This is a genomic window from Streptomyces vastus, assembly GCF_039532825.1.
Lineage (GTDB): Bacteria > Actinomycetota > Actinomycetes > Streptomycetales > Streptomycetaceae > Streptomyces > Streptomyces vastus.
In genome coordinates, this window is record NZ_BAAASJ010000008.1 from 1 (window position 1) to 20,069 (window position 20,069).

The 20,069-nt window shown below is 69.4% G+C and carries 14 protein-coding genes and 3 pseudogenes; 7 read left to right on the forward strand and 10 right to left on the reverse strand.

The features are described 5' to 3' along the window. The 3 genes and pseudogenes from ABD357_RS03715 to mshA all read left to right on the forward strand — a co-directional run. Positions 1 to 160 (forward strand): L-serine ammonia-lyase, iron-sulfur-dependent, subunit alpha (locus ABD357_RS03715; RefSeq protein WP_196943212.1); only part of this gene is annotated, 160 nt, incomplete at its 5' end. Positions 161 to 172: 12 nt separating this feature from the next. Next, positions 173 to 1,009 (forward strand): annotated as a pseudogene (gene fdhD / locus ABD357_RS03720) (formate dehydrogenase accessory sulfurtransferase FdhD); the annotation flags it as partial. 80 nt (positions 1,010 to 1,089) lie between these two features. Beyond that, positions 1,090 to 2,466: a D-inositol-3-phosphate glycosyltransferase gene (mshA, locus tag ABD357_RS03725; RefSeq protein WP_425584732.1), complete on the forward strand. Its 1,377-nt coding sequence runs from the start codon at positions 1,090 to 1,092 to the stop codon at positions 2,464 to 2,466. Positions 2,467 to 2,659: 193 nt separating this feature from the next. On the opposite strand, the gene ABD357_RS03730 is transcribed toward mshA, so the two are convergent. Further along, positions 2,660 to 3,520, reverse strand: coding sequence for a bifunctional methylenetetrahydrofolate dehydrogenase/methenyltetrahydrofolate cyclohydrolase (locus ABD357_RS03730; protein ID WP_344387463.1), 861 nt, complete (start codon positions 3,518 to 3,520; stop codon positions 2,660 to 2,662). Between the two features lie 39 nt (positions 3,521 to 3,559). Next, positions 3,560 to 3,792, reverse strand: a pseudogene (locus ABD357_RS44515) (glycine cleavage T C-terminal barrel domain-containing protein); the annotation flags it as partial. A gap of 345 nt (positions 3,793 to 4,137) precedes the next feature. Between ABD357_RS44515 and ABD357_RS03735 the strand changes: the two are divergent. The 4 genes and pseudogenes from ABD357_RS03735 to ABD357_RS03750 form a co-directional block, all read left to right on the forward strand. Next, positions 4,138 to 6,642: a GcvT family protein gene (locus ABD357_RS03735; RefSeq protein ID WP_344387464.1), complete on the forward strand. Its 2,505-nt coding sequence runs from the start codon at positions 4,138 to 4,140 to the stop codon at positions 6,640 to 6,642. Positions 6,643 to 6,691: 49 nt separating this feature from the next. After that, the gene (locus ABD357_RS03740; protein ID WP_344387465.1) at positions 6,692 to 7,462 is read left to right on the forward strand and encodes an electron transfer flavoprotein subunit beta/FixA family protein; all 771 of its coding nucleotides are present in this window, start codon (positions 6,692 to 6,694) and stop codon (positions 7,460 to 7,462) included. Next, positions 7,459 to 8,448 (forward strand): electron transfer flavoprotein subunit alpha/FixB family protein, encoded by a 990-nt coding sequence (locus ABD357_RS03745; RefSeq protein ID WP_344387466.1) that lies wholly within the window; start codon positions 7,459 to 7,461, stop codon positions 8,446 to 8,448. Before ABD357_RS03740 ends, ABD357_RS03745 begins: the two co-directional genes overlap by 4 nt. 433 nt (positions 8,449 to 8,881) lie before the next feature. Next, positions 8,882 to 11,077, forward strand: a pseudogene (locus tag ABD357_RS03750) ((Fe-S)-binding protein); the annotation flags it as partial. Positions 11,078 to 11,903: 826 nt separating this feature from the next. On the opposite strand, the gene ABD357_RS03755 reads toward ABD357_RS03750, so the two are convergent. The 8 genes from ABD357_RS03755 to ABD357_RS03790 form a co-directional block, all read right to left on the reverse strand. After that, positions 11,904 to 12,164: a hypothetical protein gene (locus ABD357_RS03755; protein ID WP_344387468.1), complete on the reverse strand. Its 261-nt coding sequence runs from the start codon at positions 12,162 to 12,164 to the stop codon at positions 11,904 to 11,906. Between the two features lie 46 nt (positions 12,165 to 12,210). After that, the gene (locus ABD357_RS03760) at positions 12,211 to 12,882 is read right to left on the reverse strand and encodes a GntR family transcriptional regulator (RefSeq protein ID WP_344387469.1); all 672 of its coding nucleotides are present in this window, start codon (positions 12,880 to 12,882) and stop codon (positions 12,211 to 12,213) included. A 573-nt stretch (positions 12,883 to 13,455) separates the two neighbouring features. Next, entirely contained in the window at positions 13,456 to 14,433 is a 978-nt protein-coding gene (locus tag ABD357_RS03765) for an ABC transporter substrate-binding protein (RefSeq protein ID WP_344387470.1), read from the reverse strand. A 13-nt stretch (positions 14,434 to 14,446) separates the two neighbouring features. After that, on the reverse strand, positions 14,447 to 16,450 hold the full coding sequence (locus ABD357_RS03770) for an ABC transporter permease (protein WP_344387471.1): 2,004 nt from the start codon (positions 16,448 to 16,450) through the stop codon (positions 14,447 to 14,449). Further along, the gene (locus ABD357_RS03775) at positions 16,450 to 17,538 is read right to left on the reverse strand and encodes a quaternary amine ABC transporter ATP-binding protein (RefSeq protein WP_344387472.1); all 1,089 of its coding nucleotides are present in this window, start codon (positions 17,536 to 17,538) and stop codon (positions 16,450 to 16,452) included. Before ABD357_RS03775 ends, ABD357_RS03770 begins: the two co-directional genes overlap by 1 nt. 20 nt (positions 17,539 to 17,558) lie before the next feature. Next, positions 17,559 to 19,028, reverse strand: a complete 1,470-nt coding sequence (locus ABD357_RS03780) for an aldehyde dehydrogenase family protein (RefSeq protein ID WP_344387473.1) — start codon at positions 19,026 to 19,028, stop codon at positions 17,559 to 17,561. A gap of 244 nt (positions 19,029 to 19,272) precedes the next feature. After that, positions 19,273 to 19,485: a hypothetical protein gene (locus tag ABD357_RS44520; protein ID WP_425584733.1), complete on the reverse strand. Its 213-nt coding sequence runs from the start codon at positions 19,483 to 19,485 to the stop codon at positions 19,273 to 19,275. A 178-nt stretch (positions 19,486 to 19,663) separates the two neighbouring features. Then, complete coding sequence (locus ABD357_RS03790; RefSeq protein ID WP_425584734.1) at positions 19,664 to 19,906, reverse strand: hypothetical protein; 243 nt, start codon at positions 19,904 to 19,906, stop codon at positions 19,664 to 19,666. Between the last annotated feature and the right edge of the window lie 163 nt (positions 19,907 to 20,069).

Genomic DNA, 20,069 nt, shown 5'->3' on the forward strand with positions numbered 1-20,069 from the left:
AGCCGTCACCGCCGCCCGCATGGCCCTGCGGGGCGACGGCCGGCACCACGTCTCCCTCGACAAAGTCATCAAGACCATGAAGGACACCGGCGCCGACATGAGCGTGAAGTACAAGGAGACCGCCCGTGGCGGCCTCGCCGTCAACATCATCGAGTGCTGAGCGGGCCCCGGCATGGGACGAGTCACCGAGCGCCGGCGCGTGCTGCGGATCCGGGAGGGTGCTGTCAGCGCCCGCCCGGACACGCTGGTCGCCGAGGAACCGCTGGAGATCCGGCTCGGCGGGAAACCGCTGGCCATCACCATGCGGACGCCTGGTGACGACTTCGCGTTGGCGGCCGGTTTCCTGGTGAGTGAGGGTGTCCTCGGCCGGGCCGAGGAACTCACGGGCATCGTGTACTGCGCGGGTGCGACGGGTGAGGGAGGATCGAACACCTACAACATCGTCGACGTGCGGCTCGCCCCCGGCGTGGTGATGCCCGACATCACGCTCGAGCGGAACGTGTACACCACGTCCTCCTGCGGTCTGTGCGGCAAGGCGAGCCTGGACGCCGTGCGGACCACCGCCCGCTGGCCGATCGCCGACACTCCCCCGGTGCGGGTCGGACCCGATCTGCTGGCTGCCCTCCCCTACCGACTGCGGTCCGCGCAGCGGGTGTTCGATCGGACGGGGGGTCTGCATGCCGCCGGGCTGTTCTCGGCGGAGGGCGACCTGCTGGACCTGAAGGAGGACGTGGGCCGGCACAACGCCGTCGACAAGCTGATCGGGCACGCCCTCCAGTCCGGTGCCCTGCCGTTGTCGCAGGCCATCCTGCTGGTGTCCGGACGGGCGTCGTTCGAGCTGGCGCAAAAGGCGGTCATGGCGGGCATCCCGGTGCTGGCCGCGGTCTCGGCCCCGTCCTCCCTCGCCGTGGACCTGGCGGCGGAGACCGGGCTCACGCTCGTCGGCTTCCTGCGCGGCGCGTCCATGAACGTCTACGCGGGCGAGCATCGCCTGATCCTGCCGTCGGCGCCGCCACGACCGTCGGATAGCGCGCTCTCGGTCTCCCCTTCGCCAGGACGCGCACGGCGAGCGCGAGGAGGACGCACGACGTGAGCCAGTACGTGCCCCAGGCCGGAGGCCTCCGCGACCGCGCCGAAGCCGGCACCCTCGTCGGGCCGCCCCGGCTGCGACACCCGAGCGCCCGGTGTCGCCCCCGTCGCGTCGCGATGCTCAGCGTGCACACCTCACCGCTGCACCAGCCGGGCATCGGCGACGCGGGCGGGATGAACGTCTATGTCGTCGAGCTGGCCAGGCGCCTGGCTGCCGCGGGCGTCGAGGTGGAGATCTTCACCCGGGCCACCTCCGCCTCGCTTCCGCCCGTCGTCGATCTCGCGCCCGGCGTCCTCGTGCGGCATGTGGACGCGGGCCCATACGAGGGCTCGGCCAAGGAAGACCTGCCCGCTCATCTGTGCGCCTTCACACACGGTCTGATGCGGACGTGGGCCGACCGGCGCCCCGGGCACTACGACCTGCTCCACTCGCACTACTGGCTGTCCGGCCACGTCGGGCGGCTCGCCGCCGAGCGCTGGGGCGTCCCGCTCGTGCACACCATGCACACCATGGCCAAGGTCAAGAACGCCTCCCTCGCTGCGGGGGACAGACCCGAGCCGGCGGCCCGCGTGGCAGGCGAGGCGCAGATCGTGGCGGACGCCGATCGGCTCATCGCCAGTACCGGCACCGAGGCGGCCGAGCTGATCCGTCACTACGACGCCGACGCCGCGCGGGTCACCGTCGTCCACCCGGGCGTGAACCTTGACCGCTTCCGGCCGGACGCCTCCGGCGTCGAAGCCGGCCGGACGGCAGCCCGTGCGCGCCTCGGGCTGCCGCCCGACGCGCTGGTCCCGCTGTTCACTGGCCGCATTCAGCCTCTGAAGGCGCCGGACGTCCTGCTGCTCGCGGTCGCCCGGCTCCTTCAAGAGCGGCCACGGCTGCGCGAGCGGCTCGTCGTGCCGGTCGTGGGCGGACCGAGCGGATCCGGCCTGGCCGAGCCGGAGGGCCTGCAGAAGCTGGCGGCACGGCTCGGCATCTCCGATGTGGTTCTGTTCCGCCCACCCGTCGAACAGGCCCAGCTCGTGGACTGGTACCGGGCGGCGTCCGTCCTCGTCATGCCGTCATACAGCGAGTCCTTCGGCCTGGTGGCCCTGGAGGCTCAGGCCTGCGGCACGCCGGTGATCGCGGCCGAAGTGGGCGGTCTGCCGGTAGCCGTCCGGAATGAGGTGAGCGGCGTGCTCGTGCCGGGTCACCATCCGGCCGACTACGCGCGGGCGTTGGGCCGCTTCGCCGACGATCCGGTGCTCTCGATCCGGTTGGGAGAGGCGGCCGCCCGGCACGCCCGGTCGTTCGGCTGGGAGACGGCGGCCTCCGCGACCGTGGACGTGTACACAAGGGCGATGGCCCAACGGCAGTATTCACGCCCGCTGTTCTGAGCCGACGGCTCGCCTGACACTGACAGGATTCGAGCACACTGAGCGCTGTGGGAGCCCCTGAGGGGCTCCCACAGCATGGACCACGGGCGGCTCGGGGGGTGCGCCCCAGCCAGTCGGGGAATTCGCCGACGGGGGCGCAGGGGCTCGTCGGACGTCTCCGGCCAGGGTGGGGTTCAGGGGGTGTTCAGCGCGTTCATACGCTGTTCGCGTTCCTCTCGGCGGCCTCGACGACATTGGCGAGCAGCATGGCCCGCGTCATGGGTCCCACGCCTCCGGGCATGGGCGCGAGCCAGCCGGCGGCCTGGGCGGCCTCCGGGTGCACATCGCCGACCAGCCCGTTGTCGGTGCGGGTGATCCCGACGTCCAGTACCGCCGCGCCGGGGCGCAGCATTTCCTTGGTGATCAGCCCGGGCGAGCCGGCGGCCGCGACGACGATGTCCGCCTCGCGGACATGCCAGGCCAGGCCCTTGGTGCCGGTGTGGCACAGGGTGACGGTGGCGTTCTCGGAGCGCCGGGTGAGCAGCAGTCCGATGGGGCGGCCGACGGTGATGCCCCGGCCGATCACGCACACACGCGCTCCGGCGAGCGGCACCTCGTACCGGCGGAGCAGTTCGACGATGCCGCGTGGGGTGCACGGCAAAGGGGCCTCGACGCCGAGGACGAGTCGTCCGAGGTTGACGGGGTGCAGGCCGTCGGCGTCCTTGGCCGGGTCCATGCGTTCCAGTACGGCGTTGGCGTCGAGGTGGCGCGGAAGCGGAAGCTGGACGATGTAGCCGGTGCAGGCCGGGTCGGCGTTGAGTTCGTCGATGACGTCCTCGACCTGCCGCTGGGTGGCGTCGGCGGGCAGTTCGCGGCGGAGGGAGGCGATGCCCACCTGTGCGCAGTCCCGGTGCTTTCCGGAAACGTAGGTGTGGCTGCCGGGATCGTCACCGACCAGGACGGTGCCGAGCCCGGGCGGGCGGCCGCCGGCGGCGGTCAGTTTGGCCACGCGCTCGGCCAGTTCGCGGCGGATGTCGGCGGCGGTCGCCTTGCCGTCGAGCAGCTGTGCTTTCACCGGGGGTGTTCCTTCCCTCGAAGTCGACGCTGTGAGCTGGCCACGGAGGCGGGACATGGTCGGGCCGAACGGGGGGTTCCTCGGCGACGACCGCCTCGACGCTCTAAGTCGACGTAGCCGATGCGCACGGTTGTGCCGGGGCGGCGAGCCACGCGTAGGCGATGCCCTTGCCCGTCGTGCAGCCGTAGGCGGTCGCTGGTGACGTAGCCCACCACGCAATCGCCGTCGTACACCGGCTCCATGCCCGTGACGACCGCCCGCGGGTCGTCGATGCCTGGGACTACTCCCGGAACACGGCGGCTCGGAGCGGGTCTCACCTCGATCTCGTCACCACTCATCAGCGACTGACATCTAACTGATATACAAGCGAAGTGAAGCCTGACAGATCACGCCCCGTCAAGGACCGCTGACTCACTTTCCTGCTCCGCCGAAACGGGCCCGGTTTGCTGTCGGACGCGATGCCGGAGTGCTGCACGGCGACCGTCGGGCGCGGCAGTCCGCCGCGCGCGGGCTGTGTGATTGAAGTCCGGCAGATTGCCCCTTGACCCTCGAACGTCTGCCATATAGCGTGCTTACAACTAGTATATCAGTTGCGTGTCACCTCGAGGGAGGTCATCATGGCAGAGGTCCCACCGCAGGCGAAATGCGTCGTGATCGGCGCCGGCATCGTCGGCAACAGCCTGGTCCACCACCTGGCCCAGCTCGGCTGGCGCGACATCGTGCAGATCGACAAGGGCCCGCTGCCCAACCCCGGTGGCTCGACCGGTCACGCCTCCAACTTCATCTTCCCCGTCGACCACTCCCGCGAGATCACCGACCTGACGCTGGACTCCGTGCGGCAGTACAAGGAGCTGGGCGTCTTCACCGAGTCCGGCGGCTTCGAGATCGCGCGTACCGAGGAGCGCATGGAGGAGCTGCGCCGCCGGATGTCCAGCGCCAAGGCCTGGGGCATCGAGTCGCACCTGGTCGACCCCGCCTTCGTCAAGGAGAAGGTGCCGTTCATCGAGGCCGACCAGTTCATCGGCGCCTTCTGGACCCCGAGCGTCGGCGTGGTCGACTCCCTGCGCGCCGGCACGATCATGCGCGACGGCGCCATCGCGAGCGGCGCGCTGAAGAGCGTGCCCAACGTCGAGGTGCTCGGCATGGACGTCGAGGACGGGCGGATCCGCCGGGTGCGCACGAACAAGGGCGACATCGAGGCCGAGTACGTCGTGATCGCCAGCGGTGTGTGGAGCCCGAAGATCGGCGACATGGCCGGCATCAGCATCCCCCTGACCCCTGCCGTCCACCAGATGATCTCCGTCGGCCCCTGCCCGCAACTGACCGGCCTGCAAGGCGAGATCAACTACCCGATCGTCCGGGACATGGACACCTTCTGCTACGAGCGCCAGCACGGCGCGGACATGGAGGTGGGGTCCTACGCCCACCGGGCGATCCTGCACGAGCCGGAGGAGATCCCGAGCATCGAGCAGGCCAAGCTCAGCCCCACCGAGATGCCGTTCACCACCGAGGACTTCGACCCGCAGCTGGAACAGGCCTACGAGCTGATGCCCGAGTTGCTGGGCGCCGAGGGCGCGGAGATCCGGTACGCGATCAACGGCCTGCTGTCGCTGACCTGCGACGGCAACCCGATCCTCGGCGAGAGCCAGGTGAAGGGGCTGTGGACGGCGGCCGCGGTGTGGATCAAGGAGGGCCCGGGCGTCGGCCGCGCGGTCGCGGAGTGGATGACCCACGGCCACAGCGAGATCGACATCGCGCACAGCGACATCGCCCGGTTCTACCCCCACCAGATGCGCCGCGAGCACACCCGGCTGCGCACCACCGAGTCCTTCATCAAGACCTACGGGATCGTCCACCCCGCAGAGCAGTACGAGTCCGACCGCGAGCAGCGGCTCTCCCCGATGCACGAGTCGGAGAAGAAGCTCGGTGCCGTCTTCTTCGAGGCCGTCGGCTGGGAGCGGCCGCAGTGGTACGACTCCAACGCCGACCTCCTCGAGGTGTACGGCGACCGCGTGATGCCGCGAGAGCACGAGTGGGACGCGCGCTGGTGGAGCCCGATCATCAACGCCGAGCACCTGCGGATGCGCGAGGCCGCCGGCGTCATCGACCTGACCGCCTTCGCGATCTTCGACATCACCGGTCCCGGCGCGCTGGACGCCGTACAGCGCACCTGTGTCGCGCAGTGCGACGTGGCTGTCGGCAAGGTGATCTACACCCCGGTGCTCGACGGCAAGGGCGGGTTCCGCTCCGACCTCACCGTCATGCGCCTGGGTGAGGACCACTTCCGGGTCGTCACCGGCGGCGCGCACGGCATGGCGGACAAGAAGTGGTTCGCCGACCAGCTCGGCGACGACGCGTCCCTGGAGGACCTCACCGACCGGGTCTCCACGATCGGGCTGTGGGGCCCGCGGGCCCGCGACATCCTGTCGCAGCTGACCGATGCGGACGTGTCCCACGAGGGCTTCAAGTTCCTCAACTGCCGCGAGATCGACCTCGACGGCATCACCGTTCTGGCCTCCCGGATCTCCTACGTCGGCGAGCTCGGCTGGGAGCTGTACGTCCCCTTCGACCAGGCCGCCGCGGTGTGGGACAAGCTGCTCGCGACGGGCGCACCGCACGGCGCCCGCCCGGTCGGCATCGGCGTCTACGTGACCACCGGGCGGATCGAGAAGGGCTACCGGGCCTTCGGCCACGAGCTCGACGCCGAGCGCACCATCATCGAGGCCGGCATGCAGCGGCCGAAGGTGAAGGGCGCCGACTTCATCGGCAAGGAGGCCTACCTCGAGCAGCGCGCCAGTGAGCCCGCGGCAGTGCTGTGCACGCTGGCCGTCGACGACCACACGTCGGCGTCCGGGGTGAAGCGGTACATGCTCGGTGGCGAGCCGATCCTCACCCGCTCCGGCGAGGCGCTCGTCGACGGGCACGGCCACCGCCCCTACGTCACCGCCGCCGGCTCGGCCCCCTCGCTGGGCAAGCACCTGCTGATGGCCTACCTGCCGCCCGAGGAAGCACGGGTCGGCAACGAGCTCGCGGTCTCCTACATGGAGGAGCTCTACCCCGTGACCGTGCTCACCAACGACGCCACGCCCCCCTTCGACCCGGACAACGAGCGGATCCGCTGATGGCGGTGCTGTCAGTGGTCGGGCCTGTCGAGACCACGAGAGGTGAACGATGACGAACGTATTGGTCTGCATCAAGCGGGTCCCTGACTCCTCCGGTGAGATTCTGCTCACCGACGACCAACAGGGCGTCGACGGGAGGTATGTCGGCTTCACCGTGAGCAACCACGAGAGTTGTGCGGTCGAGCTGGCGGTGCAGACCGCCGAGGCGACCGGCGGTACGGTCACGCTGCTGACCGTCGGCCCGTCCGAGGCCGCCGAGCAGCTGCGGGACACGCTGGCACTCGGCTGCCGCGCCGCCGTGCTCGTGGAGGCGGAGCCGGCCCGGCTGGGACCGGCCGACGTGGCGCGGGAGATCGCCCACGTCGTGCGCGAGAAGGAGGCTGCGGGCACGACGTACGACCTGATCCTGCTCGGCAACGACGCCGCCGACAGCGGCGACTTCCAGGTGGGCATCCGGCTGGCCCACGCGCTCGGCCGGCCGGTGGTGAACGGCGTGTCGACGGTCGAGGTGGCCGACGGCAACCTGACCGCCCGCGGCGACGGCCCCGGCGGTGAGGAGACCTACTCGCTGCCGCTGCCCGCGATCGTCACCGTGCTTGAGGGCGGGGCGGAGCCGCGCTATCCGACGCTGAGGGGCCGGATGGCGGCCAAGAAGGTCGAGATCGAGACCCGGGCACTGTCGGCCGAGCCCGCCGGAGCGAACCGGGTGCGGCTGCTGCTGCCCCCGCCGGCGCCGTCGACGGTTGAGGTGCTGGGCGAGGGCACGGAGGCGGCCACGGCGGTCGCGAACCTGTTTGAGAAGCTGGGGGTGACCCGATGATTCTGGTGCTGGTCGAGACCGAGAACGGCGCCGCGAGCGAGATCTCGCTGGAGACCCTCGCCTTCGCCCGGTCGCTGGCGGCCGAGGGCGGCGGCATCGCCATCCGCGCGGCCGTGGTCGGCGAGGTCGAGGACCGCGACGCGCTGGCAGCCGAGCTCGGCGCCCACGGCGCGGCCGAGGTCCACCACGCGGTGGGCGAGGGGTTCGCTTCGTACGCCGGGGCCGCCTGGGCTACGGCACTGCAGGCGATCCGCGAGTCGACCCGCTCCGTCGTGGTCACCGCCGCGGGCTCGCCCCGGGGCAACGAGGTGCTGGCGCATCTGGCCGCCCGGCTCAGCGTGCCCATGGCCGCCAACGCGGTCGCGTTCCACGGCCTGACGCCGTTCGTGGTCACCCGGCAGGTGGTCGGCGGGGCGGCCCTGGAGGAGATGAAGCTCGACCAGCGGCCCGCGGTCTTCTCCGTCGCCGGCCACTCGTGGATCGCGTCGCCGGTGGCGGGCGCGTCACCCGCCGCTTGGGTGGAGGTGACCCCGGAGGTGGCCGAGTCCGACCTCGTGGCGCGGGTCGTGGCGACAGGCACCAAGGAGGTCGACCACTCCGGCTCGCTGAAGTCCGCCAGGGTCGTCGTGGGTGCAGGCCGCGGGGCAGGTGGTCCGGAGGGCTTCGGCGCGGTCGCCGAGCTCGCCGAGCTGCTCGGCGGCGTGGTCGGGGTGTCCCGGGTCGTCACCTCGCTCGGCTGGCGGCCCCATCACGAGCAGGTCGGCCAGACCGGCTCCCGGATCAGCCCGGACCTGTACGTCCCCTGCGGGATCTCCGGTGCCATCCAGCACTGGGCCGGCTGCGCGTCGTCGAAGACGATCCTCGCGATCAACACCGATCCCGAGGCGCCGATGATGACCAAGGCGAACTACGCCGTCGTGGGCGACATGCACGAGGTCCTCCCCGCGATCGTCGAAGAGCTCAAGTCGCGCGGGGTGACCGGGTGAGGCGCGTGACCGACGGCTGCTGAGTGACTCGACGCAGCGGGAACCGAGGATCTCGCCGCCGCTGAGCGCTCTGCGACCAGCCACGATGGGCCGTCGATCGTCTGCGGCTCCATCGTGGCTGGTCGCGCAGTTCCCCGCGCCCCTTCGGGGCGCGGCCCGCCGAAGCTGACTTTGCCAAGGCCGCTTAGAAGCAGTTCATCGCCCTGGAGCGAGGCTGCGGTGCCTGCAAGGGATGCCGTGGCCTCCTGCGGGCAGTAGTGGCGGCCGGCGCCACTGCACACCCGGATCGCCGAGACCGCCGTCGGCTGCACCTGGCGTCACCTGCGCCGCGAGCTGGACCGCATGCAACTGGTCACCCTGGCCGCCCCCGGCGGGCGGGTCGGGCAACGCTCCGCCACGACCCCGGCCAGAAGACCATCCTTGAGGAGCCCTGATGCAGATCTTCGCCCTGGTGGCGTCGCTGGCGCTCACGCTGGCCGCCCTGTTCGTCCTGGTCCCCGCTGTCCGGAGCATGCTCCGGGTGATCCGGATGGGCCAGCCCGCGAGCCCGGGCCGCACCGACGATCCGGGCGCTCGTACGGTCACCATGCTCAAGGAGACCGTGCTGCACACCCGGATGCTCCAATGGACCTGGGTCGGCATCATGCACTGGTTCGTGTTCGCGGCGTTCCTCTTCCTGAGCACCGCGGTAGTGGGCGCCTACTTCCAGTTGTTCGACCCCGAGTGGGCGTGGCCGATCGTGGGCCACTGGTACCCCTTCGAGTGGTTCAGCGAGTTCATCGGCGCGCTGAGCACGGTCGGCATCATCTGGCTGATCGTCTACCGGCAGAAGCACCACCCCCGCAGCGAGGGCCGCAGGAGCCGGTTCTTCGGCTCGACGTTCTGGCAGGCCTACTTCGTGGAGTTCCTGGCCCTGCTCGAGGGTGCGGCGATCTTGTTCATCCGGGGCGCGGAGTTCCACCTCGCCGACCCTGAGCACGCGACCCGCGCGCACTTCCCCCTCTCATCCTGGCTCGGTGAGGCGCTCTACCCGGCTGGCCAGGGCGCCAACGAGCACCTGGTCTACTTCATCGCGTTCTTCAAGATCGCGCTCGCGATGGTCTGGCTGATCGTCATCGGCCGCAACCTGACCATGGGCATCGCCTGGCACCGGTTCACCGCCTGGTTCAACATCTGGTTCAAGCGTGAGTCCTCGGGCCGTACGGCGCTGGGCGCGGTCAAGCCGCTCACCGTCGGCGGCAAGGCCGTCACCCTGGACGACATCGAGGGCCTCGACGAGGACACCACGCTCGGCGTCGGAGCGATCGAGGACTTCTCCTGGAAGGGCCTCCTCGACTTCACCACCTGCACCGAATGCGGTCGCTGCCAGTCGCAGTGTCCGGCCTGGCACACCGAGAAGCCCCTCTCGCCGAAGCTGCTGATGAAGGGCCTGCGCGATCACACCTACCTCAAGGCCGCCGGCCAGGCCGGACACGCCGAGCGGGCGCTGATCGGCAAGGGCGACGCGGGCGAGGGGTCCTACAACCCCGAGGGGGGCGACTTCGTCATCGACGAGGACGCGCTCTGGTCGTGCACGACGTGCGGCGCCTGCGTCGAGCAGTGCCCGGTCGACATCGAGCACGTCGACCACATCGTCGACATGCGCCGCTACCAGGTACTGATCGAGTCGAACTTCCCCGCCGAGCTCAACCAGGTCTTCAAGGGCCTTGAGACCAGGGGCAATCCCTGGAACATGGCGGCGAGCGCGCGCATGGACTGGGCCAAGGGCCTGCCGTTCGAGGTCAAGGAGGTCGGCAAGGACCTTGAGTCGCTGGAGTCGGTCGACTGGCTGTTCTGGGTCGGCTGCGCCGGCGCCTACGAGGACCGGGCCAAGAAGACGACCCGCGCGGTCGCCGAGCTGCTCCACATGGCCGGCGTCACCTTCGGTGTACTCGGCAACCACGAGACCTGCACCGGCGACTCCGCCCGCCGCGCCGGCAACGAGTTCGTCTACCAGGCCCTGGCCCAGGAGAACGTCGAGACCTTCAAGGAGTTCAAGGTCAAGAAGGTGGTCGCGACCTGCGCCCACTGCTTCAACACCCTGAAGAACGAATACAAGGAATTCGGTATCGAGCTCGAGGTCGTCCACCACACGCAGTTGCTCAACCGGCTCGTGCGCGAGGGCAGGCTGAAGCCGGTCGCCCCCGAGCCCGGCACGAACACGCGGTCGATCACCTATCACGACCCGTGCTACCTCGGCCGGCACAACCAGGTCTACAGCCCGCCGCGCGAGCTGCTGTCGGCGCTGCCGGGCGCTTCGTACGTCGAGATGGAGCGCAACTCGGAGCGGTCCTTCTGCTGCGGGGCCGGCGGCGCCCGGATGTGGATGGAGGAGAGTCTCGGAGAGCGGATCAACATGAACCGCACCACGGAGGCCGTCGGCACGGGTGCCGACCAGATCGTGGTCGGCTGCCCGTTCTGCCGGGTGATGCTCTCCGACGGAGTCTCGGCGCTCCAGGCCAATGCCGGGGCCCGCGAGGAGGTCGAGGTCCTCGACGTCGCTCAGATGCTGCTCGCCTCGGTCAAGGGTGAGGCCGCGACCAAGGCCGAGAAGGCTCCCACCGGTGCTCCCGCCGCCGCGGCCGCCCCGGCTGCCCCTGCCGCTGCTCCTGCCGAGCGGGCCGCCTCCGGCGAGGCCGGGGCGTCGTTGTTCGACGAGGCACCGGCCGAGCCACCCGCGAAGCCGGTCTCCGGCGGGTCCCTGTTCGACAACCCCACAACAGAACCCACCACACCAACCACCCCCAGCGGCTCACTCTTCGACGAAGCACCCGCCCAACCACCCGCGAAACCGACCTCCAGCGGGTCCCTGTTCGACAACCCCACAACAGAACCCACCACACCAACCACCCCCAGCGGCTCACTCTTCGACGAAGCACCCACCCAACCACCCGCGAAACCGACCTCCAGCGGGTCCCTGTTCGACAACCCCACAACAGAGCCGACTCCCACGCCGACCGCCTCAGGAGGGTCGCTCTTCGACATTCCGGCCGACGAGGCACCAGCGCCCGCGACCACCGGGACGCCGGAGCCGACAGCCGACGCCACCGCGAAGAGCGCACCGTCAGGCTCCCTCTTCGACGTCGAGGAGCCGGTGGCACAACCCGATCCGAAGGGCGAGGCCGCGTCCGAAGCCGAGCCGGAGCAGCACGAGGCCCCGGAGGAGCCGAAGGGCCTCTTCGACTACTGATCGCTCCGACCCAACGAAAGACAGCGTGCCCCCATGCCGGATTCCCGGCATGGGGCACTGCTCTTCCAGGCCGACGCGGCGGCCGAGCGGCTGGCCAGGCCCTGGACCCGGCGGCCCGGCAGGCGCTCAGCGGCCGACGCTCAGTTGTCAGGCCGATGGTGACGAAGAAGTCGCCGGGCTCGTTGCCGCCCGGGGCGCGGACGATGACCAGCCGGAGCAGGTCGTGTTAGTTGACCTGGTAACAGAGCGCGTCACGAACCAGCACCAGCCGCCGCCCACTGCACCCGCGCAGGTCGACCTCGGCCTGCTCCCAGTCGGTCTTCTTCGCGCGCTCGGCAAGCTCGGCGGGGGTGGGCAGCCGGTCGCCCCTGGTGCGGGGCCGGCCGCGTTTCCGGGTGCGTGGCGGCGCCGCTTCGTACAGCGCAGCGGGTGCGCGGCAGGGCGGTGCCGCGAAGCGAGGCGCAGGCGCCCGCCCGCCCGCCCGCACAAGTGGAAGTCTCGGTCCGGCAGCCAACCGGCGAACTCGCGGACGGTCAGAGCACGCCGCGGATCTCCCGCGCAAAGCCGGCGATGTGCTCGCGCGTGAGCCGCTCGGCGCGGTCGGCGTCGCCGTCAGCGACGGCGACGAGCAGGTCCGCGTGCTCGGTGATGTGGTGTGCAAGGTCAGGAAGCCGATCGATGACCAGACACCAGATGCGGGTGGCCAGGTTGTCGTAGCGGATCAGCACGTCCTCGAGGTGCGGGTTGCCGGCCGCCTTGTAGATGAGCCGGTGCAGCGACATGTCCATCCGCATCATTGCGGTGCGATCACCGCGAGGGCTCTGAAGGCTCCTCACCTCGTCGGCCTTGGCTCGCAGCGCGTCGCGCATGGCGCTACTGGCGTGGACGGCGGCCCGCCGTGCCGCGAACGGCATGAGCTGCTCACGGATGTCGGCGATCGCACCGAGTTCGGTCACGTCGATGATGGTGGCGAATGTGCCCCGGCGCGGGTAGGACACCACGAGGTGGTCGGTCTCGAGTCGCTTGAGCGCCTCGCGAACGGGTGTGCGTCCGACGCCGATCTCCGCAGCAAGCTGGCTGTCGTTCATCGGCTCGCCGGGCCGGATGTCGAGCATGACCAATCGATCCTGAAGACGCTCGTAGGCCAGGTCGGCCAATGACATCGGCGCCGAATCAGTCACGGTGGAGACCTCGGAGCTGCTCATCTTTGGCCGTCTCTTCCTTCGCGCGGGCTGTTGGCGTCAGCGTCCCCTCTGACATACTTCAAATATATCAGCCCGCTGTGGTCGTCGGCGGTGGTCCACATACACGGAGGGCCCCCGGGCCGCCTACTGCGGCTGATGCGGGCACGTGGCGGCGCTCGCTCCAGATCCTTGCACAGGCCGCCCTTGCAGCGGAGGTTGGCCTGTGCCGCCCGACGGGGACCTGGTCAGCCCGCTCCCCCAGGTGGCGTCGGCGACCGCCTCGACATCACCGGCGCTCACTGAGGACGTACCTACGCAGAAGCCGTCCTCAAACTCCGCGCCCTTGAGCGACAACGGCGACTTCGACGCCTGACTGGCGCTCCCACCTCGACCGGGATTACGAACACCCTGCAGCCTGGTTCAGGTTGCGCAACTCAATGCACCTGGCGCGCAGAGGGGTGTCAAGAGGGTCCGGGACGTCGGAAAACGGGCCGGTACACGGGCCGGTAGACGGCAATGCCCGGGGGGCAGAGCGCACCTGTGCGCTCTGCCCCCCGGGCACGTCCGGCCGGCTTCCGGCTCCGTCTTCCGGGGTTACTTGATCCAGGCGTCCACCTTGTCGCGGTTGGCCTCGACCCACTTCTTCGCCGCCGCCTCGGGGGCCATCTTGTCCACCGCGATGTACTTGGCCACGGTGTTCTGGTCCTCGTTCGTCCAGGTGAAGTTCTTCACCAGGTCATAGGCCGGGCTGCCCGACTCGGTGAACTTCTTGCTGACGATCTTGTCGAGCTTGTACACGGGGTAGTCGCACGCGACCTTCTCCGCGTCGGCGTCGCAGCCCTCCTTGTAGTCGGGCAGCTTGACCTTGACGAGCGGCACCTCGGACATGAACCACTGCGGCTCGTAGAAGTAGCCGATCATCCATTCCTTGTCCTTCTCCGCCTTGCGGAAGGCCTGGATGAGCGCGGTCTCGCTGCCCGCGTACACGACCTTGAAGTCCAGCTTCAGATTCTTCACCAGGGCCTCGTCGTTGGTGACGAACGACGGGTCACCGTCGAGGAGTTGCCCCTTGCCTCCCGACTCGGAGGTCTTGAACTCGGCCGCGAACTTGTTGAGGTTCTTCCAGTCGGTGACCTCAGGGTGCTCCTTGGCCAGCCACGGCGGCACGTACCAGCCGATGAGGCCTTCGTTGCCGGTCGGGCCGGCATCGACTGCGGTCTTCTGGTCAGTGATGTACTTCTTCTTCAGGTCGTCGTGACCCCAGTTCTCGATGACGGCGTCGACCTCACCCGTCCCGAAGCCCTGCCAGGCGATCTCTTCCTTCAGGTCCTTCTGGACCACCTTGCAGCCGAGGTCCTGCTCCGCGACGTAGGCGACGACCGCCGCATTCGCCTCGTAACCCACCCACGGGTTGACCGCGAGGTTGAAAGTGCCGCACTTGCCGGAGCCGCCCGAACTGTCGGACCCCGAGGAGCTGTCCTCGACCGTCGCACCGCCGCAGGCGGTGAGGGTGAGGCCGAGGGCTGCTATGCCGGCCGCGCCGACTCTCCACTTGTTTGCTTGCCTTGCCATGATCAATTACTCCTTATGCGCTGGTACGCCGCGCGGCTGCCTGAGTGATTCGGTCGAACATAACCCCGAGAAGGACGATGGCCAGCCCCGCCGCGAGCCCCTTCCCGTACAGCTGTCCCTGCGAGAAGCCGGCCACGACGTCGTAGCCGAGGGCGCCCGCGCCTACCAGGCCGCCCACCACAACCATCGACAGCACATAGATCAGGCCCTGGTTGGTGGCGAGGGTCAGGGCGCCGCGTGCCATCGGCAGTTGAACCTTGGTGATGATCTGCCAGGTGTTGCACCCGGCGGAGGTGGCCGCCTCCACGGTGGTCTCGGCGACGTTCCGCACCCCGTCCGCGACGATCTTGATCGTGACGGGTGTCGCGTAGACCACTGCGGCGACGATCGCGGTGAAGCGGGTGGCGCCGAACAGTGCGAGGAACGGCACCAGATAGACGAACGGCGGCATGACCTGGGCCGCGTCGAGCGTGGGCCGCAGTACCCGGTCCACCCGCACGCTGCGTCCCATCCACACCCCCAAGCCGATGCCGAGCGCCATCACCAGCACGGTGGCGACGACGGTCGACGCCAGCGTGGTCATGCTGTCCGACCACACGCCCGTGCCGACCAGCAGGCCCACACAGATCGCCGTGGTGAGCCCGGCGCGCCAACCGCCGAGAACCACTCCGATCCCGATCAGCACCGCGCCGACCAGCCACCACGGGGAGTCGGTGAGCAGTGTCTGGAAGGGGTTGAGCAGGCCGTTGGTGATGACGTCGCGGAAGGCGTTGGTGAGGCCTGACAGGTTGTCCTGCGTCCAAGTGGTCGCGGTGTCGGCGGCTCGGGCGATGGAGCTGCCGATGTCGCCCTCGCCGGGGAACTCCGCCGCCCATAGATAGGTGTGCGACATGTAGATCAGGACTGCGGTGGCCACCGCTCCCGCCCCCAGCAGCGGCCGCCGCCAGGTGAGGAAGCGGCTGCCGGAGCGCCGGGCCGATTCCTCGCGTTCGCTCGCCGCGGTCGTGACCCGGTCGAGGACGATGGCCATGACGACGATGGCGAGCCCCGCGTTGAAGGCCGTACCGACGTCGAGCGACTGCAGGGCTTGGACGACGGTCTTGCCGAGGCCGGGCGCGTCGATCAGGGCCGCGATGGTCACCATGGCCAGGGCGGCCATGATGGTCTGGTTGACGCCCATCACCACGGTCCGCTTGGACATCGGCAGCAGGACCTTGAGCAGCGCCTGCCGACGTGTCGCGCCCAGCGAGTCGGCCGCCTCGACGGTCGTCTCCGGTACGGAGCGGATGGCGTGCGCGGTGATGCGGATCGTCGGCGGTGCCGCGTAGATCAGCGTGGCGATCGTGGCGGAGGCCGGGCCGATCTGGAAGAACAGGGTCAGCGGGGCCAGGTAGACGAAGGTCGGCATCGTCTGCATGAAGTCCAGGAAGGGCGTGACGGTCCGGTTGAACCGGTCGGACAGCCCCGCCCACACGCCCAGCGGGATCGCGAACAGCAGCGCCACGAAGACCGCGCAGAGGATGAGGGCCAGGGTGTCCATGCTCTCCTGCCACAGGCCCTGCAGCCCGAGGAAGGTGAAACCGGCCACGGCCAGCAGTGCGACCCGCCAGTTGCCGACGGCCCAGGAGACATAGCCGGCGATGCCTACGACGCCCAGCCAGCCGATCTGCGGCACCGGGCGGCCCTCGGGCGGCTGGGAGATCAGCCCTTGGACGAAGGTCACCAGGTTGTCGATGATCAGGCGGATCTCGTTGAAGAAGTAGAGGAAGAGGGGGTTGGAGTTGCGGTTGGCGCCGATCGAGTCGTTGACGTCGTTGAACCAGCGGTGCAGATCGGTGAGGTCCGCCGCCGCCACGGTCAGGGTGTGCTTGCCGCGCAGCACGGCGAACAGCACCAGCCAGACGACCAGGATCGCGGCGACCACCATGCGGCGGCTGATCGTGCGCGCGCCCGTGGTGGGCGTGGTTTTCTCTGCCTGTTCCTCTGTCTTCTCCGGCTTCTCCATGGCGACGGTCATCACACGTCGCCTTCCTGCCCGGCGACCACCGCGAGGATCTCCTCGTCGCCGACGATGCCGAGCAGCTTGCCGTTCTCGACGACCTTGACCGGCTTCTCGGCCACCAGCACCGCCCGGGTGGCCTCCTTCACCACGACGTCCGGGCCCATCTCAGGGCCGTCCAGGGCGTCGCCGTCCGCCGGCGGCCGCATGATCCACCGCAGGGTGAGCACATCGCCGCGCGGCACGTCCTTGACGAACTCGCGCACGTAGTCGTCGGCGGGGGCGCCGACCAGTTCGTCGCCCGTGCCGCACTGGACCATCTTGCCGTCGCGCATGATCAGGATGCGGTCGCCCAGCTTGAGCGCCTCGGAGAGGTCGTGGGTGATGAACACCATTGTCTTGCCGACCTCGTGATGCAGGCGGATGACCTCGTTCTGCATGTCACGGCGGATCATCGGGTCGAGTGCGGAGAACGGCTCGTCGAAGAAGAGCACGTCCGGGTCGCCGGCCAGCGCCCGGGCGAGGCCGACGCGCTGCTGCATACCGCCGGAGAGCTGGTCGGGGTAGGAGTTCTCGTAGCCGGAGAGGCCGACCAGTTCGACGACCTCCAGGGCCCGCTTCATGCGGTCGGCCTTGCTCATGCCGCGGATCTCCAGCCCGAACGCCACGTTGTCGACGACGCGGCGGTGGGGCAGCAGACCGAAGTGCTGGAAGACCATGGAGAACTTGCGGCGGCGCAGTTCGCGCAGGCGCCCCGCGTCCGCGCCGCGGATGTCCTCACCCTCGAAGACGATCTCACCGGCTGTGGGTTCGATCAGCCGGGTCAGACATCGCACCAGCGTGGACTTGCCAGAGCCGGACAGGCCCATGACGACGAAGACCTCGCCGGCTGAGACCTCGAAGTTCACGTCCCGTACGGCGGCGGTGTTTCCGGTGCGGTCCATGAGCTCGCGCCGGGTGAGCCCGCACAGTTCCTCGGACTCCGGTACCTGCTCGGCTTTCGGCCCGAACACCTTCCACAGCTTGCGCACGGATATGACCGGCGTGCCGTCCGAATCCTGGGGCGTGCCGCTCCTCTGCGGTGCCTCGGTCTGTGTTGGGGTCACGATCGACCTCTCTTCGGCGTTCAGCCGCGAAACCAGTGTTGCGGCCGGGGTTGGATGTTCTGCCAGATGTGCTTGGGCTCTCGGTACTCGTCCAGGCCGGTCCGTCCCAGCTCACGGCCCACGCCCGAGTGCCCGAAGCCACCCCATTCCGCTTGCGGCACATAGGGGTGGTAGTCGTTGATCCACACCGTGCCGTGACGCAACCGCCGGGCGACCCGCTGGGCCTTGCCGGCGTCCTGCGTCCAAACGGCTCCGGCAAGTCCGTACTCGGTGTCGTTGGCCATACGTACGGCGTCGTCCTCGTCTGTGAAGCGCTCCACGGTGAGCACGGGTCCGAAGGACTCCTCGTGCACCACGCGCATGTCCTGCCGGCACTCGTCGAGGAGGGTTGGCGGGTAATAGTAGCCGGTCGCGAGGGCGGGGTCGTCGGGCCGTTCTCCGCCGCAGCGCAGTACGGCGCCCTCGGCGAGGCCTGCTGCCACGTACGCCTCGACCTTCTCCAGATGCTGGGCGGAGATCAGCGCGCCGGTCTCGGCATCGGGGTCGAAGGGGCCACCGAGCCGGATCTGCCGGGCGCGGCGGACGACCTCGTCGACGAAGGCATCGTGCAGGGAGTCCTCGACGATCAGGCGGGCACCGGCCGAGCAGACCTGCCCGGAGTGCAGGAAGACGGCCGTGAGGGCGAAGTCCACGGCCGTCTCGAAGTCGGCGTCGGCGAAGACGACGTTGGGATTCTTGCCGCCGAGCTCCAGCGCCACCTTCTTCACGGTCGCCGCGGCCGTGGCCATGATCCGCTTGCCGGTCTCCAGGCCGCCGGTGAAGGAGACCATGTCGACGGCGGGGTCTTCGGAGAGCGGTGCGCCCACTTCGGGCCCGGCACCCAGGACGAGGTTGGCGGCGCCGGCGGGGAGACCGGCCTCCTGAAGCGCCTTCATCAGCAGGATCGAGGTCGAGGGGGTGAGCTCGCTGGGCTTGAGGACGATGGTGTTGCCGGCGAGGAGGGCGGGTGCGACCTTCCAGCTGGCCTGCAGCAATGGGTAGTTCCAGGGAGTGATCAGTCCGCACACGCCGATGGGCTCGTAGACGACGCGGCTTACGGCATCGTCGCGGCCGGTGTCGATCACGCGGCCGGCGTCGGTGCCGCCGATCCCGCCGTAGTAGCGGAAACAGGAGACGACGTCGGCGATGTCGTACTCGCTCTCCACCAGCCGCTTGCCGGTGTCCAGCGATTCGGCGCGGGCGAACTCCTTGGCGTCGCGCTCGATGAGGTCGGCGGTGCGCAGCAGCAGCGCGCCGCGCTCCCGCTCGGGGGTGCGCGGCCAGGGCCCCTCGTCGAAGGCACGGCGGGCCGCGGCGACAGCAGCCTCGGTGTCGGGACGAGTCCCTTCCGAAACGGTCGCCGTGAGCGTGCCGTCCGCGGGACAGCGGATCTGGCGATGGCCTCCGGCCAGGGGTTCCCGCCATTCGCCGTCCACATACAGGTCTGCCACGCGCCCAGCCCTTCAACAGAAATTCGTTGCGCATCATGCATTCAATTGCTTGTGGTGGAACACCATGGCGAATGCGCACACACGCGTCAAGGGGTTGGCGGATGACGATTCCGCAAGGGGCCGGTCGCCCCCGCGTCACCGTTTCCGCCCCGCCGACCAGGCATGCCGCAACTCGTATACGACTTCCGGCGCACCGCCGCACGGTCAGAACAGATGCCGGAGGAAGGCGATGAGTGCGGAGCGTTCAGCCGCACAGCCGGTCCAGCAGTGCGCGGCGCCACCGCTCCGTTGCGGCGATCTGGTCGAAGGTGAACAGGTGCAGACCGGCCACCCCCGCCGAGGGTGCGGTGAGGCTCGGCGCGAATGAGCGGATGGCTCCGGGATGGCCTGTGACACCGGCGCACGGGAAGGGCCTGCCCAGCTCGCCCAGCGTCTCTGATTGGCTTGGTGAGCCCACGTGCTGCTCACGAATGTGAGCAAATCGTCTTCGTGCCCCGGTACTGAACCTCATGAGCCGCCGGCCCGCGCGACACGTCCCTCCGGAGTTGGCCGGTTAGAGCTTACGACCCCACCGAGGAGGGTGCCCGACGTCGCCTGGCCGCCAGGCGCGCGGACCATGCTCTGCCACATGATCACTACGCTTCGCCAACCCTGGCCCACAGTAGACGTGCGGGCACGTGCGGGACCTCACGGTAGCCGTGCACCGCGAGCCGGGTGGCGATGCCGAGCGCCGGTTCCAGGCCCTTGGCCGGCAACGCCGTCACGGCGACGACGACATCGCGCGGGACATGGGCGAGGACCTTGTCCTCGGTCGCCTTCGCGGGCAGCACCTCGTAGCCGACACTGTGCAGCAGCGCCCGAAGTCCTGCCGTACCCAACGTCTACCCCGCCTGCTTCTGTGCGTCGCGGTGGCGGTAGTAGGTGGCCTTGAACGGCGCCGCCGGTTCCTTGCCGAGGATCAGGTCGGCGGCCTTCTCGGCGATCATCATCACCGGCGCGTAGATGTTGCCGTTGGTGACATACGGCATGACGGAGGCGTCC

What these genes read in the sequence shown, in the direction of transcription:
- ABD357_RS03745 (WP_344387466.1), top strand. Translation starts at nt 7,459, where the DNA reads ATGATTCTGGTGCTGGTCGAGACCGAGAACGGCGCCGCGAGCGAGATC.
- ABD357_RS03740 (WP_344387465.1), top strand. Translation starts at nt 6,692, where the DNA reads ATGACGAACGTATTGGTCTGCATCAAGCGGGTCCCTGACTCCTCCGGT.
- ABD357_RS03735 (WP_344387464.1), top strand. Translation starts at nt 4,138, where the DNA reads ATGGCAGAGGTCCCACCGCAGGCGAAATGCGTCGTGATCGGCGCCGGC.
- ABD357_RS03770 (WP_344387471.1), bottom strand. Translation starts at nt 16,450, where the DNA reads ATGACCGTCGCCATGGAGAAGCCGGAGAAGACAGAGGAACAGGCAGAG.
- ABD357_RS03765 (WP_344387470.1), bottom strand. Translation starts at nt 14,433, where the DNA reads ATGGCAAGGCAAGCAAACAAGTGGAGAGTCGGCGCGGCCGGCATAGCA.
- ABD357_RS03760 (WP_344387469.1), bottom strand. Translation starts at nt 12,882, where the DNA reads ATGAGCAGCTCCGAGGTCTCCACCGTGACTGATTCGGCGCCGATGTCA.